This is a genomic window from Sinorhizobium fredii USDA 257 (assembly GCF_000265205.3).
Lineage (GTDB): Bacteria > Pseudomonadota > Alphaproteobacteria > Rhizobiales > Rhizobiaceae > Sinorhizobium > Sinorhizobium fredii_B.
Genome location: NT_187163.1, coordinates 1 through 12948 on the forward strand (window position 1 = coordinate 1; position 12948 = coordinate 12948).

At 60.4% G+C, this 12948-nt stretch carries 10 protein-coding genes and 5 pseudogenes; 3 read left to right on the forward strand and 12 right to left on the reverse strand.

Translation table 11 applies throughout. From position 1 onward, the window contains the following. Positions 1–12: 12 nt before the first annotated feature. From USDA257_RS30365 to USDA257_RS30390, 6 genes are all read right to left on the reverse strand, one after another. Complete coding sequence (locus USDA257_RS30365) at positions 13–303, reverse strand: hypothetical protein (protein WP_014330935.1); 291 nt, start codon at positions 301–303, stop codon at positions 13–15. 29 nt (positions 304–332) lie between these two features. After that, complete coding sequence (locus USDA257_RS30370; RefSeq protein WP_014857805.1) at positions 333–944, reverse strand: plasmid pRiA4b ORF-3 family protein; 612 nt, start codon at positions 942–944, stop codon at positions 333–335. Continuing rightward, a complete protein-coding gene (gene tnpC / locus USDA257_RS30375) occupies positions 941–2578 on the reverse strand; it encodes an IS66 family transposase (protein ID WP_014330937.1) in 1638 nt (545 codons plus the stop codon). Before tnpC ends, USDA257_RS30370 begins: the two co-directional genes overlap by 4 nt. A 45-nt stretch (positions 2579–2623) precedes the next feature. After that, the gene (gene tnpB / locus USDA257_RS30380; protein ID WP_014330938.1) at positions 2624–2971 is read right to left on the reverse strand and encodes an IS66 family insertion sequence element accessory protein TnpB; all 348 of its coding nucleotides are present in this window, start codon (positions 2969–2971) and stop codon (positions 2624–2626) included. Next, a complete protein-coding gene (tnpA, locus tag USDA257_RS30385) occupies positions 2968–3360 on the reverse strand; it encodes an IS66-like element accessory protein TnpA (RefSeq protein WP_014330939.1) in 393 nt (130 codons plus the stop codon). The genes tnpB and tnpA overlap by 4 nt, the downstream gene beginning before the upstream one ends. Before the next feature lie 63 nt (positions 3361–3423). Then, positions 3424–3867, reverse strand: coding sequence for a hypothetical protein (locus USDA257_RS30390; RefSeq protein WP_015633501.1), 444 nt, complete (start codon positions 3865–3867; stop codon positions 3424–3426). A 399-nt stretch (positions 3868–4266) separates the two neighbouring features. On the opposite strand from USDA257_RS30390, the gene USDA257_RS30395 reads away from it, so the two are divergent. Further along, entirely contained in the window at positions 4267–5418 is a 1152-nt protein-coding gene (locus tag USDA257_RS30395) for an IS110 family transposase (protein WP_014857807.1), read from the forward strand. Between the two features lie 363 nt (positions 5419–5781). Here the strand turns inward: USDA257_RS30395 and USDA257_RS35715 are convergent. From USDA257_RS35715 to USDA257_RS30410, 3 genes and pseudogenes are all read right to left on the reverse strand, one after another. Beyond that, positions 5782–6180, reverse strand: a pseudogene (locus tag USDA257_RS35715) (IS256 family transposase); the annotation flags it as partial. A 31-nt stretch (positions 6181–6211) separates the two neighbouring features. Further along, positions 6212–7609 carry an IS1182 family transposase gene (locus USDA257_RS30405; protein WP_014328799.1) on the reverse strand — a complete coding sequence of 466 codons (1398 nt, stop codon included), beginning with the start codon at positions 7607–7609 and terminating at the stop codon, positions 6212–6214. A gap of 55 nt (positions 7610–7664) precedes the next feature. Then, a pseudogene (locus tag USDA257_RS30410) lies at positions 7665–8423 on the reverse strand (IS256 family transposase); the annotation flags it as partial. Between the two features lie 57 nt (positions 8424–8480). On the opposite strand from USDA257_RS30410, the pseudogene USDA257_RS38615 reads away from it, so the two are divergent. Beyond that, positions 8481–8636, forward strand: a pseudogene (locus USDA257_RS38615) (class I SAM-dependent methyltransferase); the annotation flags it as partial. Positions 8637–8670: 34 nt separating this feature from the next. Beyond that, positions 8671–8919: a class I SAM-dependent methyltransferase gene (locus USDA257_RS34720; protein WP_064244302.1), complete on the forward strand. Its 249-nt coding sequence runs from the start codon at positions 8671–8673 to the stop codon at positions 8917–8919. 412 nt (positions 8920–9331) lie between these two features. Here the strand turns inward: USDA257_RS34720 and USDA257_RS30420 are convergent, their stop codons facing one another. From USDA257_RS30420 to USDA257_RS36825, 3 genes and pseudogenes are all read right to left on the reverse strand, one after another. Beyond that, positions 9332–9964: a VOC family protein gene (locus USDA257_RS30420; RefSeq protein ID WP_223843481.1), complete on the reverse strand. Its 633-nt coding sequence runs from the start codon at positions 9962–9964 to the stop codon at positions 9332–9334. A gap of 195 nt (positions 9965–10159) precedes the next feature. After that, positions 10160–11534, reverse strand: a pseudogene (locus USDA257_RS30425) (transposase). A 185-nt stretch (positions 11535–11719) separates the two neighbouring features. Then, positions 11720–12495 (reverse strand): annotated as a pseudogene (locus tag USDA257_RS36825) (HNH endonuclease); the annotation flags it as partial. Between the last annotated feature and the right edge of the window lie 453 nt (positions 12496–12948).

A 12948-nucleotide genomic window follows, 5' to 3' on the forward strand; every position in this document is an offset into this window, starting at 1 on the left:
GTAACCATCCGGTCAGGACCGCAGTAGCCGAGGCTTTTTGCGATTTCTTTCTGCCACTGGTTTCGATGGCGGGTCGCCAATTCCGCGAAGATTGCGGATAATCTGTTGAAGGTTTTCGATCCCCACTTGGGTGAACAAGATGATGTGCTCGCTGAGCTCCGAGGCCGGATAGTCATCATATGCCCACAAGCAGCCATCTTCAGAGAACATCTCAATCGAACATTCTCGCAAGAAGTCTTCGTCCTCATCAAGCATCGCGGCGACATATTTCAGGGTGTAGAGGGCAGAGTTGCGGTAGCCCATGATGCCTCGTTCTGTGTTTTCAGATTTGGTCAGTGCTGCTGGTTTTGGCTCTTCGCAAATCCAGCTTTTCCAAGTGTCCGACGGCGGGCAATTTTAGCGACACGGTCTTGAATGATATCAACGCTTAAATCTTCTGGGTCGAAGCGGCCACCATACCAACGCACGAACTCTCGATGCTGCGCATGCCGTGGCTTCGCCATGACGTTCAGGAATTCCTCGAACCCCGAGGTGCTGCCAACATCTTCCGGCGGCGCTCTGCGCTCACCATCGATGAAGCGCGGATATTCGATGCTGGGGTTTCCATCCTCCACTGCCTCGACCGTGATAGTGTGCCGCCAGTTATCACCAAAGTCATAGGTGTAGCTAAAGGTCGCGATCCCACGCTCGATGAGTGCCGCTATGCGGACGTTGCGAGCAGCAAAGGTTTTGCGTTCGTAGAGGTCTTCTGGATCCGGCACATCGTAACATCGCCCACCAGCCTCGAACTCGAACAGATGATAATCCTCGAACAGCATCACGGCCTGAATGACATCGTGGAGCCCCTTCAAGCTCATCGTGAGTGGAACCTCGACCCTGCGCCAGATCAAAGGCTCGATATCGTCGAGTTGGATATGTAGCCTGGCGATGCGATCGACGGTCATGATGCCAAAGCCATCATAGGCCGCGGACCTGTCCAATTCCACGGCAGCAGCTCTGCAAGCTTTGTTGTCGGCGTGTCAGCGATACGCGCGAGAACGTCGGCAAGCCAAGCCTGCGGATCGACGTCGTTGAGCTTGGCCGTCATGATCATCGTCGCCATGAAGGCGGCGCGATCAGCACCACGATCAGAACCCGCAAACAGCCACGACTTCCTGCCGAGAGCGAAGCCGCGCAGAGCGCGTTCGGCGGCATTGTTGGTCAGGCAAATCCGACCGTCGCCCAGGAAGGACGTAAAGCCCTCCCAGCGCTTTAGCATGTAGTCGATCGGCTCGGCGACCGGAGAGCTGCGCGACAGCTTTGTCCGCTCGGCCCGCATCCAGGCCTCAAGCTCTTCGACAAGACGACGGCTGTCCCGCTGGCGTCGCGCCAGTCTTTCACTTGCAGCGAGACGATTGATGTCACGCTCGATATCGAACAGGGCATCGATCCGTTTCACGGCCTCGAGCGCCACCGGCGAGATCGGCGTGGCGTTCTTTCCCCGTTTGGCGTTGGTGGCGATGTCGGCAAGCACGAAGAACTTGCGACGCGAATGCGACCAGCACAATGCCTGGGTCAGCGGACCAGAATCGCGGTCCATTTTGAAGAGCGGGTTGTAGCCGCCATAGGCGTCGGCCTGCAGAATGCCGGTGAAGGTCTTTAGATGGCGCTCGGGATGTTCCTGCCGCCGATCGCGGGAGGCATAGTAGAGGGCGGCTGGCGGCGACGTTCCGCTGAACGGCCGATCGTCCCTGACATAGGTCCAAATCCGCCCGGTATCGGTCTTGCCCTTCGCCAGGATCGGCACGGTCGTGTCATCGCCATGTAGACGCTCGGCGGTCAGCACATGCGCCTCGATCAATCCGTGCAAGGGCTTCAAGACCGCGGCGCAAGCCCCCACCTGGTCGGCAAGCGTCGAGAGGCTGAGGTCGACACCCTCGCGGGCATAGCGTTCACTTTGCCGGTTCAGCGGTTGATGCTGGCCGAACTTCTCAAACAGGATCATCGCCAGCAGGTTTGGCCCTGCAAAACCGCGCGGCGTCACATGGAAAGGGGCCGGTGGCTGGGCGATCTTCTCGCATTCGCGGCAGGAGAACTTCTCGCGCACCGTCTGGATGACCTTCCACTGGCGCGGGATCACTTCCAGCGTCTCGGCAATGTCCTCGCCCAGTTTCGCCAGCTTGGCCGAGCCGCAGCATGGGCAGCTTGTTGGCGGAGCAATGACGACGCGTTCGCGCGGCAGGTGCTCCGGAAACGGCTTGCGCGATGGACGCTTGCGCTCGAAGGCCCGAACCGTCGAGGATCGTGCCGCCAGTTCAGCGGCCAATTCGTCCTGGCTGGCGTCCGCCTCCAACTCTTCGAGCTGCAATTCCATCTGCTCAAGAAGCCGCGCCTTGCGCTCCGAGCGGCTGCCATGAATGTCGCGCTTGAGCTTCTCGATCTCCAGCCTCAACCTGGCAATCAGCGCATCCGAATGCGAGTTCACTGCCTGGGCTCGGGCAGCAACGGCCTCGGCTTCACGGCGTGCCGCGCGCTCGGCGAGGATCATCGCATGCGCGCTGGCAAGGTCGTCGGGAAGCTGATCGGCCGCATCGGTCATGGCGAGATGGAATCATATTCGCTCCGACCTTTCCAGCCATTTCCACTATCCAGCAGAGCTCGGACGCCAGGTTTTTTGCGGCATTCGCCAGTCGATTCCTTCGAGCAGATAGCCGAGCTGCGCCGGCGTGATCACCACCGTGCCGTCGGCCGCTGACGGCCAGATAAAGCGGCCGCGCTCAAGCTTCTTCGTGAACAGGCAGGCACCCTGGCCGTCGTGCCAGATCACCTTGATTAGGCCGCCCTTCCTGCCGCGGAAGCAGAACAAATGGCCGCTATGCGGATCACGCTTCAGTGTCTCCTGCACCATCAGCGACAGGCCAGGAAATCCCCTCCGCATGTCCGTATAGCCCGTCGCCAGCCAGACCTTTACGCCGCTCGGAACCGGGATCATCGCCGTTCCACGACATCGAGGATGCGGCCCAGAGCTTCGGTGTCAACATCACTCTCCACTCGAATGCGCCGGCCGCGGCCAAGCTCGATCGTCACGATACTTGGCTTCTTGCGCGCCCGTGGTGCCGGTGTCGTCTCCAAAGGATCAGGCGCTGGCAACGCCGCGACGACCTCAATCGGAATGAATGGAGGCACGGACGGCGCTGACATTTGGCAGAGCTCTTTGCGCCACCGGAATAGCTGACTGACATGAATCCCGGCCGAGCGCGCCACATCCGAAACAACGGTTCCAGGCTCTAACGCCGCCGCTACCAGCCGTTCTTTCTCTTCGCGAGACCAATGCCGGCGACGCTCGACCGACGTGATCACCTCAATATGCTGCTTCGTCATAGGACTACTCCCAGTGCTACCACCAGGACTTCCAATGTTCGGCATCACATCACAAGACGGCCGTCACCGTGGGGATACATTCAGTTCCGCATCGATCTCATAAAACGCCCCAATGATACCTTCCCAAAGCAACGCGTAACACGGAGTGCCCTTCGGTACGTTAGACATCCCAAACGCGCACAGAAGGTGCGATCGTTCATGGGACGATGAGAAGAAATCGATGGTCTTTCCCAAGAAGCGCTTCTTGCTGACGATCACCTGATCGCTACCGCGGTAGTCAGCCGCTGCTTCACCTACGCGCGGAGAGTCGCCGGGCCACCAACCCCCTTCACATAGAACGTCGGGAACGGCATGTAGTTCGGCAAGTGCGTCGAATGCATCGAGGACAGATAACGACGAATGTCGGTACTTCGAACTCTTCTCGGCCTCGATGGAGAATACCAAGCGGCCTTCCTCGACATACGCAAATGCGCCATCATGGCCTGGGTTGTAAGAAAGTATTTTCATATTGAAAACCCGCTGATAGCTGCCTCGTTTGAATCTAGGAGAACCCTCTCGCTCTTATCGAGTACCAATGGGCCGTGGCCGGAAGCCTGCGGGTCTTAAGGCGGCCCGCAAGGTCGGAGGAGCGAGAGGCCAAGCGTTGAAATGCAGTTTCATCGGCAAATGGGGGATCGGGGTTGGGTTCCAAAGAACCCGCCGGTGGACCAGATCGTGTCCCGTGAGGTGGTGTAGCAGACGGCATTGGTCGCCGTGCTCTCCGGCATAGGCCGGGATGATCAGCGCGCCACGGCGGGCAGGCTGATGAGCGGATCATCGCTCATCTGGCTGATGGTTTCCAGATGCTATGGGGGAGCACCGCGTCATTGTACGCTGGTGCCTTTGATTAGTTCATGGAGATGCCCCATGCTGCAGCAGCGCGACATTGGCCGCTCGACGGCCGCCTTCGCTCCGGATGAGACGCTTGTCGTTGTCGTAGAGATGAGCCGTTCCACATGGCTCATCGCCGGACTCCTCCCGGGTGTTAATCGCCGTCCTCTGAAGAAGCTCAAACCAGACGAGAATGTTCTGATGCGCCTGCTGGAAGGCTGGCGCCAAGAAGCTCTTGCCGCTGGTCGGACGATCGCGCGCGTGGTGGTTGCCTACGAAGCGGGACGTGACGGCTTTTGGCTGGCCCGATGGCTGCGAGCCCACGGGATCGAGGCCCACGTGATCCACGCAACCAGTGTCACCGTGTCCCGCGATCGCCGGCGCGCCAAGACCGACCGACTCGACACCGCCCTTCTCATGCGTGTTCTTCTCGGCTGGCTTCGGGGCGAAGTAGGGCACTGCACGATGGCCGCCGTCCCGGAGATCAGCGAGGAGGATGCCAAGCGCCCGACAAGGGAACGCGAGAACCTCGTCGCCGAGCGCACTCGCCTGGTGAACCGGATGAAGGCAGCGCTTGCCCGCCTCGGCATTCGTGACGTCAACCCGGCCCTGCGCAAGACGGCGGGTCGTCTCGACACGCTACGGACTGCGGAGGGAACAAAGATCCCTGGCAATACCCTGGCGGAGATGCGCCGCGACATCGCGCGGCTGCGGCTCGTTGAAGATCAGATCGCCGAGATTGAGCGTGAGCGGCTACAGCGGCTTGCGAAGCTCAATCCGGAACGCAGCCGCGCCGCCGCTATGGTTCATATGCTTTCGCGCGTCGTCGGCCTCGGCGTGGAAACGGCCGACATGCTGGCACACGAGATCCTGCTTCGCGATCTGCGCGACCGTCGCGCTGTCGCCCGCTACGCTGGGCTCACTGGGTCGCCCGATGATAGCGGTGCTCGCCGACGTGAGCGCGGATTATCGCGCGCCGGGAATGCCCGGGTCCGCAGAGGCATGGTCCAACTGGCTTGGCGGTTCCTTGTCTTCCAGAAGGAAAGCGCCCTGGTTGCGTGGTACCGAGAGCGAGGGAGTGCGCGTTCGACCGCATGCCACGGCAGCTGCCGCATAGTCGCGAGAGGACAGGCGAAGAGTTCCGTCTGCCTGTTAGCGAGCCCGAGGTGGCGGGCGCCCGTTACATGACATGGTTCCAATACCGCTTTCCAGATGGGGACCGCCGCCCGGAGCCTGGTCGTCGATGCGGATGACTGCATCATGGTTCGGGCTTCCCTACGGCCCACCGAATACAAGGTCGCAGCGCACCTTGTGCGCCTCGCAAACCGGCTCCGCCTTTGACCACCTCGGCCCGTTCGACCCGAGATTGAAGCGCCGTGCTCAGGACCGTCAAGGACGCTTCGCGCTGCTGTGCAGTGCCCTGCGGGCCTCCTTGACCGCCCCTGCGCGCGGCGCTGGTGAGAAGTCAGGCCGGAACGAAGGAATGCCCGCCCCGGCCGAACAAGGAATGGAGGTAACGATGCAGGCGTCTTGACTTCGAGGTCCCCATACAAGCGTCATGTATCTGGCGCGCTGGACGGCCCATTCGTCGTTTTGCTCGAGCAGGAGCGCGCCGACGAGGCGGACAATGGCGTCATCGTTGGGGAAGATGCCGACGACCTCGGTCCGCCGCTTGATCTCACCGTTGAGCCGCTCGATCGGATTTGTCGAGTGCAGCTTGGCGCGATGCTCTCTGGGGAAGGTCATGTAGGCCAGCACGTCGGGCTCGGCGTCATCCATGATGGCGGCGAGCTTGGGCACCTTCGGCCGGATCTGATCGGCGACGGCGCGCCATTGTGTGCTCGCGGCTTGCGGCGTCTCCTGGGCGAAGGCCGTGGCGATGAAGGCGGAGACGACACGCCTGCCGCTCTTTCCGGCATGCGCCAGCACATTGCGCATGAAATGAACCCGGGGGCTGTTGAAGAACCAATCGTCGGCGGAGCTATGCGGAAGCCACCGACAAGCCAATTCCAAAAACTTTCCTTTGCCTGAAGGGATGTCGGGCTGAACTGGTAGCTTCTTGGCTGTACACGAACAGCAAAATTGACAGAAAAGCACTCGCCAGTCGTTTCAAGTTGACTGCCGCAGCCGTCAGATAGGCTTGGATTTTCATATTTATGAGGCCGCGCCGGATCGCTCTCGATAGCCCGTGCCAAGTCTTCGCTTCGCCGTGATATCCCTCTGAGCGCCAGCGGTGACGCTGGTACAAAGCTCGGTCCTCGTCCGACCATCGTTCTCTTCGGCGACGAGCTCGCAGGAGTGCCGGATAGTCATCGCCGAGCACTACCGCCTTGTTCACACGGCCATTGGAAAGGCAAAGTCGCGCCAGATCGCAGTGCCGACAGTCGGCCGCGCGAGATGTAAAGAAGCGCCCATGTTTAACGGCACGGCCCGCCTTCAGCATCTTGCCACGCGGACATTTAAGGGTGTCGTGCTTGGCGTCATAACGAAAGCGGCGCATAGGCACAGGGCTACGGATTGGCTCTGCCTTTGCCGGAATAACCGCTTCGATCGCGCGTTGCTCCATTCCTGCGAACACCTTAGCATACGCATAGCCGGCGTCGGCCGTTGCCGTTTTGATTATCGTGCCGGTCATCGCGGCGACCGCGTCGAGACGACTGAGTATGACTTGCCCCTCATTAATCTCGCCTGTGGTGACCTCCACATCTAAAATTACGCCGCAAGCATCATCCACCACGGCATGTTGCTTGTAGGCCGGCTCCAGTCTCCGATTACGCCCGTTGGTCGCCATGGACGCGTCAGGGTCGGTGACGCAGACTTTCTTGTATTTGCCTGTTTTGCGGCTTTTTCGTTCGCTCTCAGCGGCTTCGTTGGCGTCGGTGACCGCATCTATATGGCGGACCGCAAGACTTTCCCAACTGACGTCGGCCCGAATGAGTGAGGCGTCGACATGAACGACCTCACCCTTGGCGACTTTGGCCGCTACGCAGACCTTTACCGTCCGCTCAAAGATAGTTCGGAAACGTTCTGCACCCCAGCGCTGACGGATACGGGTCAACGACGAATGGTCCGGGAGAGCTTCGTGCAGACCGAAGCCGATAAACCAGCGAATAGCGATGTTTACCTGAGCCTCGCGCATCAGCCGACGGTCATGGACAATTCCGAGAAGAAAGCCTGCAAGCATCAGCCGGACTGCTACTTCCGGGTCGATGCCGGGTCGGCCGAAGCCCGCCGCATAAAGCTCAGCCACCTCCTCGTGTAGCCAGGAGAGGTCGAGAACTCGATCGACCTTTACCAATACGTGATCGTCAGGGACCAGATCCCGAAGCGAGCCGCACATGTACAGTTCAAGCTGATCGCGTTCCTTACGGCCGAGCATCGTGGAGGCTCCAGAGAATCAACGACTGCTCAATTGAATCAGATACATAGCACTTCTTCAACAGCCCCACCCGGCAACGTTGCCATGTGGCGCTGAGAACCTTGGTGACGGCCGCCTTGAGGCCTTCGTGCGCATCGGAGACGACGAGCTTGACGCCGCGCAGTCCGCGCCGGGTCAGCTTGCGCAGGAACTCGGTCCAGATCGGCTCGGCCTCCGAGGTGCCGATCTCCATGCCCAGCACCTCGCGCCGGCCGTCTGAGTTGACGCCGACGGCGATGATCACGGCGACCGAGACGATGCGGCCGCCCCGGCGGACCTTCAGGTAAGTGGCATCGATCCACAGATACGGCCAGTCGCCTTCGATCGGTCTTTCGAGGAACGCTTTGACCTTGCCGTCGATCTCCTCGCACAGCCGGCTGACCTGGCTCTTCGAAATACCGCTCATGCCCATGGCCTTAACCAGGTCGTCGACCGAGCGGGTCGAGATGCCCTGCACATAGGCTTCCTGGATGACCGCCGTCAGCGCCTTCTCGGCCATGCGCCGCGGCTCCAGGAACGAGGGGAAGTAGGAGCCTTTCCGGAGCTTCGGAATGCGCAGCTCGACCGTGCCGGCCCGCGTCTCCCAGTCGCGCTCGCGGTAGCCGTTGCGCTGGGCCAGCCGCAGCGGGGTCTTCTCGCCAAAGGCGGCGCCGGTGGCGGCCCCCACCTCAAGCTCCATCAGGCGCTCGGCGGCGAAGCCGATCATCTCGCGCAGGAGATCGCAATCCGGGGTCTTCTCCACGAGCGCGCGCAGGCTCATCATGTCGTCGGTCATCGATGGTTCCTTCGAATCAGGTTGGTGTCAGCAACCCGACCCTACCGGGGAACTTCGATGACCACCGCTACGCCGCTCGCTCGCTACGGCGCTATCGAGGGCGCGCTCGCGAGCGGCTTGGCTACCGCCCAGCTACACCACTGGTGGGGACGCGACCGAGTTGTCGGTCTAGACTTAAACCCTGGCATGCTTGCAGTGGCCCGAGCTGCGGCTGACTCGGAATTACCGATCGAATGGGTCGAAGGGAGTGCTCTTGGTCTTCCATTTCCCGGACGCCTCCTTCGATGTCGTCCTCTGCCAACTCGGACTCCAGTTCTTCCCGGACCGGTTGCGAGCCCTTCGCGAGATGAGGCGGGTACTGGTGGCCTCCGGTCGGCTTGCCCTCAGCGTCTACAGTGCCATCGAGCGCACGCCTGCGCGCATCTTGGCGCAGGAGCGTCAAACACGAAGCGCGCTGAACATATCTTTGCTGAGGCGGAGGAGCTGCGCACCCTAGTCTCAGGCGCAGGCTTCGATCAGGTGGAAATTCACACTGTCACCCAACAGGTTGCGTTCCCGTCTGTCCTCGACTATGTGCGGTTTCAATTGACGGCGACGCCGATGGCGGTGCTTTTGTCGGAGCGTTCTCAGTTCGACCGCGAAGCTGTGATAAACGCTATCGCTTCAGACGCTCAGTCCGTGTTGCTGGACTCATACGTGCTAGCAGATGGCCGGTTGCGATTTCCCCAGGAAGGGTATGTGGCAACTGCAGTGAGCGGCGGTTAGTCGGCGATTTGTCCGCTTTCCCCCCGATGCTGCCATTCCCCGCACAAAAACAAACCTAAACGCAGCGACACCTAGAGCTGACAGTATTTTGACCGTGAGCGCGGCCGTCTGAAGGATTAATATGGATCAAGGAGCGAATGTCTTTATCTTGACGAATCCGGGACGAGGAGGCTGTCCATGTCCACGAGCAATGTCGACCGTCCACTCTGTGCCGTACGGCAAAGTTCCCCCCCGATGCGGACCTTCGCGATATCTGGATGCTCACCATTGTTATCTGGCCACATCTCCCGCTTGCGTTCATCAAAGCCGAGGACGCGTTTGCTATCGGTCCACCGTGCGACCTCGCCCTCCATTCCATCCGGATCCCTGAAGGTAACGAGGCGGATGGCGCCGAAATCCGTAATGGTCCCATCCGACGCGCCAGCCTTCACCAGACGTCGTCTGACTTCTTGTAACCGCACTTCATCGTCTACGTTCAGCGCGAGATGATCTATGTGGCCTCTCTTCCCCATCTGCATCGAGCCGTCTTCATACCCCGTTGGTTCCGGCATTTGGAATGAATGGAGGGCGAAGCCTCCTCCAAGGTCGATAAGCGCGTGACGAACAGCGCCGCCACCGGGACCGGGCTCGGAGAGATCGAACTTGGTCTCTGCATCGAAGACTTCTTCGTAGAAGCGAATGAAACGGTCCATGTCGCGTGTGAACACCGTGAGATGGTGTGCACCGACGGTTACAGGAATACCGAGCCTCCCTTGCCGACATGCAGAACATAGCAAATCGCATCGAACCGGGCGACCTGAAGTCGCGACACGTCACCGACGCGAATGACCAATTTTGTCTGCAATAAGGCCATTGGGGGTTGTGGCTGCCAACTTCCGCTTCCCCCCGATAGTGTTGAAGAAGTCAGGCTTTTGGCCGGAAAGGTGGTTCGCTCATGACGTCGCAATTGAGGTCGACGTGACCTCCTCGCGCTAACTGGCCGGGATTACCGTCCGCCGGCTGCAGATCTTGGCCAACTTCCTCAGGTTCTGGGCAATGGCGGCGAGGTGGAACTCATCGCGGGCACCGCAGGGGCCGCGTAGTCGCAATCTATCGAGCTTCAGAATGCGTTTGAGGTGCGCGAAGAGCATCTCCACCTTCTTTCGCTGATAGCGTGACGTCTGGTACGCGTCGGTTTTGGCGATGTCGCGAGCCATGTCGCGAGCGCCCTCATAGATTGAACGCGTTACCTTGCGCGCCGGCGTCTTCGGACAACAGCGGGGCTTAAGTGCGCAGGCGTCACAATCATGCTTGCTCGCCAGATAACGTAGCGTGTTGTCCTTTCCCACACCGGTCCGCGGTGTCGAGAATCGCCGATGGTAGTGCTGAAGAAGCTTACCACCTGGGCAGCGGTAGGTATCGCTTGCATGGTCGTAGGCGAAGTCCTCACGCGAGAAGGTGCCGTCCTTGCGCTTGGACTTATCGAACACCGGGATATGCGGCTCGATCCCGCGCTCATGCACCAGCCAGTTCAGCATCTCGGCCGAGCCGTAGCCGGTGTCGGCAATCAGCCGTTCCGGCCACAGGCCGAGTTCGTCGTGAGTACGCTCGATCATGGTCTTTGCGGCCGTCACCTCGGCCTGACGCACGGCAGTCGAGGGCTCCACGTCCACGATGATGGCGTGCTCTACATCGATCAGGTAGTTGGTGCAGTAGGCGTAGACAGCCGGGCCGCCCCAAGAGGCGGTCCAGCGTGCCGCTGGGTCGACCGGCGAGATGAACTTGGGCTCCACCGGCGTGGCGGCTCCGAAGGCGGCATCATCCAGGGTGGCGAGATACTCTCCCACAGCCCACTTGGCTTTGGGGTCGAGCTCCTCGGCTGTCTCGATCCCGCGCTGACGATGCGCGTCCGCGACGATCAGGCTGGCATCAACGGCAAAGCCTTCGCCGCCGACGAGACCTTCTCTCATGCAGCGCCGCACGACGCTCTCAAACAGCTCACGCAGCAGATCGGCATCACGGAAGCGGCCATGGCGCGTCTTGGAGAAAGTCGAATGGTCCGGCACATCGCCCTCGAGGCCAAGCCGGCAGAACCACCGATAGGCCAGGTTCAGGTGGACTTCCTCGCACAGCCGCCGCTCCGAACGGATGCCGAAGCAGTAGCCGACAATCAGCATCCGGATCAGCAGTTCGGGGTCGATCGACGGGCGGCCGATCGGGCTGTAGTAGGGCGCGAGGTGCTGGCGGACACCGGAAAGGTCAACGAAGCGGTCGATGGCCCTGAGAAGGTGGTCCGCCGGCACGTGCCGTTCCAGACTGAAGCCATAGAAAAAGCTCCTCCTGCATCACACTTTGCTCGCCCATCATCGACTCAATCTCCTTCCGGTAAGAAGACTGAATCAGTGCTTCAGGACTGTTTCAAGCGGGACTTTTTCAACACTATCCCCCCTTTGCAGACGCTCGGCGGACCCGGCAAAGCCGCCGTGTCCGACACTTTTAATCCCACGCCTTGATGGGAATCGAACAGCAGACCCTGTGCCGCTGCCGCGGGCTTAATGCTTAAAGCAGTTTTCCCGGTGCCATCGAAGGAACTGCGGATGCGGCCTTTCGTGAGGCCGCTGCGGAACGATTGCACGTCCCGTTCTATTGATGAGCGACTGGATGCTTTCCGGATCGTTCACCTGTCGCGAAATCAGGATGTCCAGTTCGTCGGAGAGGCTGATCAGACCCCGGTCGAACATCCAGTGGGCGGTCCCGGAAAGCGCGATGCCATTGCTCAGGATATCAGGACCGTTTGTTTCCACCGAACGAATATGCGCAGCGTCCACTTCGGCACGGCCGCCGCCGTTAATCAGCTTCAGTCCGGTGATCGCGCATCGCTTGTCCTAAGCTTTGAGGACAAGCCGGCGGAAAAGACGATTGCGAACGATTCGAGACGTGAGCTGAGTGACGCGATCACGCTCCTGCTGAAAACTGAAGAGTGACTGCGGTTGCTCGCCAAATCCGCGCGCCTGATCGACGATCTCCGGCTCGCCGATCCGTGGCAATTCCGGCTCCCGTTCATCGAATCCAAGCGAGAGAATGCGATTGAAATCACCCGGAGAGATCGGCCTCACAGCGGCGCCCGTCCGGAAATGCGGCCGTCGTCATTCAGCACGCCGCGTTCGACCACCCCTTCGGCATTGCTGAAGGGAACCGCCTTGATGAAATCGAGATAGGTCCCCGGCTCAATCAGCGCGAGGTACATGCCGGGCGCATTGCGATCCGGAATGACCTCAGCGACCTTGGCGATGGCAAAATACCCACGTGTCGCGGCAACCTTCCTCGGCTAAGGATGGTGATGCCGCTTCTGACGCCGTTGGAAGGGCGTGTTGTCGAGACGGTCTTTACGAAGCTGTCTCCTCCGCCGGAAACACAGGAACCTGGTATTCCGCAGGCATCACCGACATTGAGACCGCCGCCGCCGAAGCGCTCATGTTGGACTTCTATCTCTGGGCTTTTACTCCGCACGAAACACCTCGTTTGCCCTGAAGACGCCCACACTCGTAGGTCAAGAACGCGTGGCGAATCCGGAACGAAGGATGATGCCACGGACTACGATCGTTCGGACAGCGCGTCGAGATACTTTGGCTTGAGGATGGGAATCACGAGTTAAAGTCCCGCAAGATGATCTCGGGGTTCTCCTCCCCTAATATGGCTGCCGCGGTGAGGGTCTGGGCTGGACCTTTCAGCCATATTTCCCCGCGCTATGCCGGGACTTTCGCGCCACACATGCCCTGGG

Bases quoted from the DNA above. Each gene is read 5' to 3' on its own strand.
- tnpB (WP_014330938.1), bottom strand. From the start codon at position 2,971: ATGATCCCGGTTCCGAGCGGCGTAAAGGTCTGGCTGGCGACGGGCTAT.
- tnpC (WP_014330937.1), bottom strand. From the start codon at position 2,578: ATGACCGATGCGGCCGATCAGCTTCCCGACGACCTTGCCAGCGCGCAT.
- USDA257_RS30370 (WP_014857805.1), bottom strand. From the start codon at position 944: ATGACCGTCGATCGCATCGCCAGGCTACATATCCAACTCGACGATATC.
- USDA257_RS30365 (WP_014330935.1), bottom strand. From the start codon at position 303: ATGGGCTACCGCAACTCTGCCCTCTACACCCTGAAATATGTCGCCGCG.
- tnpA (WP_014330939.1), bottom strand. From the start codon at position 3,360: ATGACGAAGCAGCATATTGAGGTGATCACGTCGGTCGAGCGTCGCCGG.
- USDA257_RS30405 (WP_014328799.1), bottom strand. From the start codon at position 7,609: ATGCTCGGCCGTAAGGAACGCGATCAGCTTGAACTGTACATGTGCGGC.
- USDA257_RS30395 (WP_014857807.1), top strand. From the start codon at position 4,267: ATGCTGCAGCAGCGCGACATTGGCCGCTCGACGGCCGCCTTCGCTCCG.
- USDA257_RS30390 (WP_015633501.1), bottom strand. From the start codon at position 3,867: ATGAAAATACTTTCTTACAACCCAGGCCATGATGGCGCATTTGCGTAT.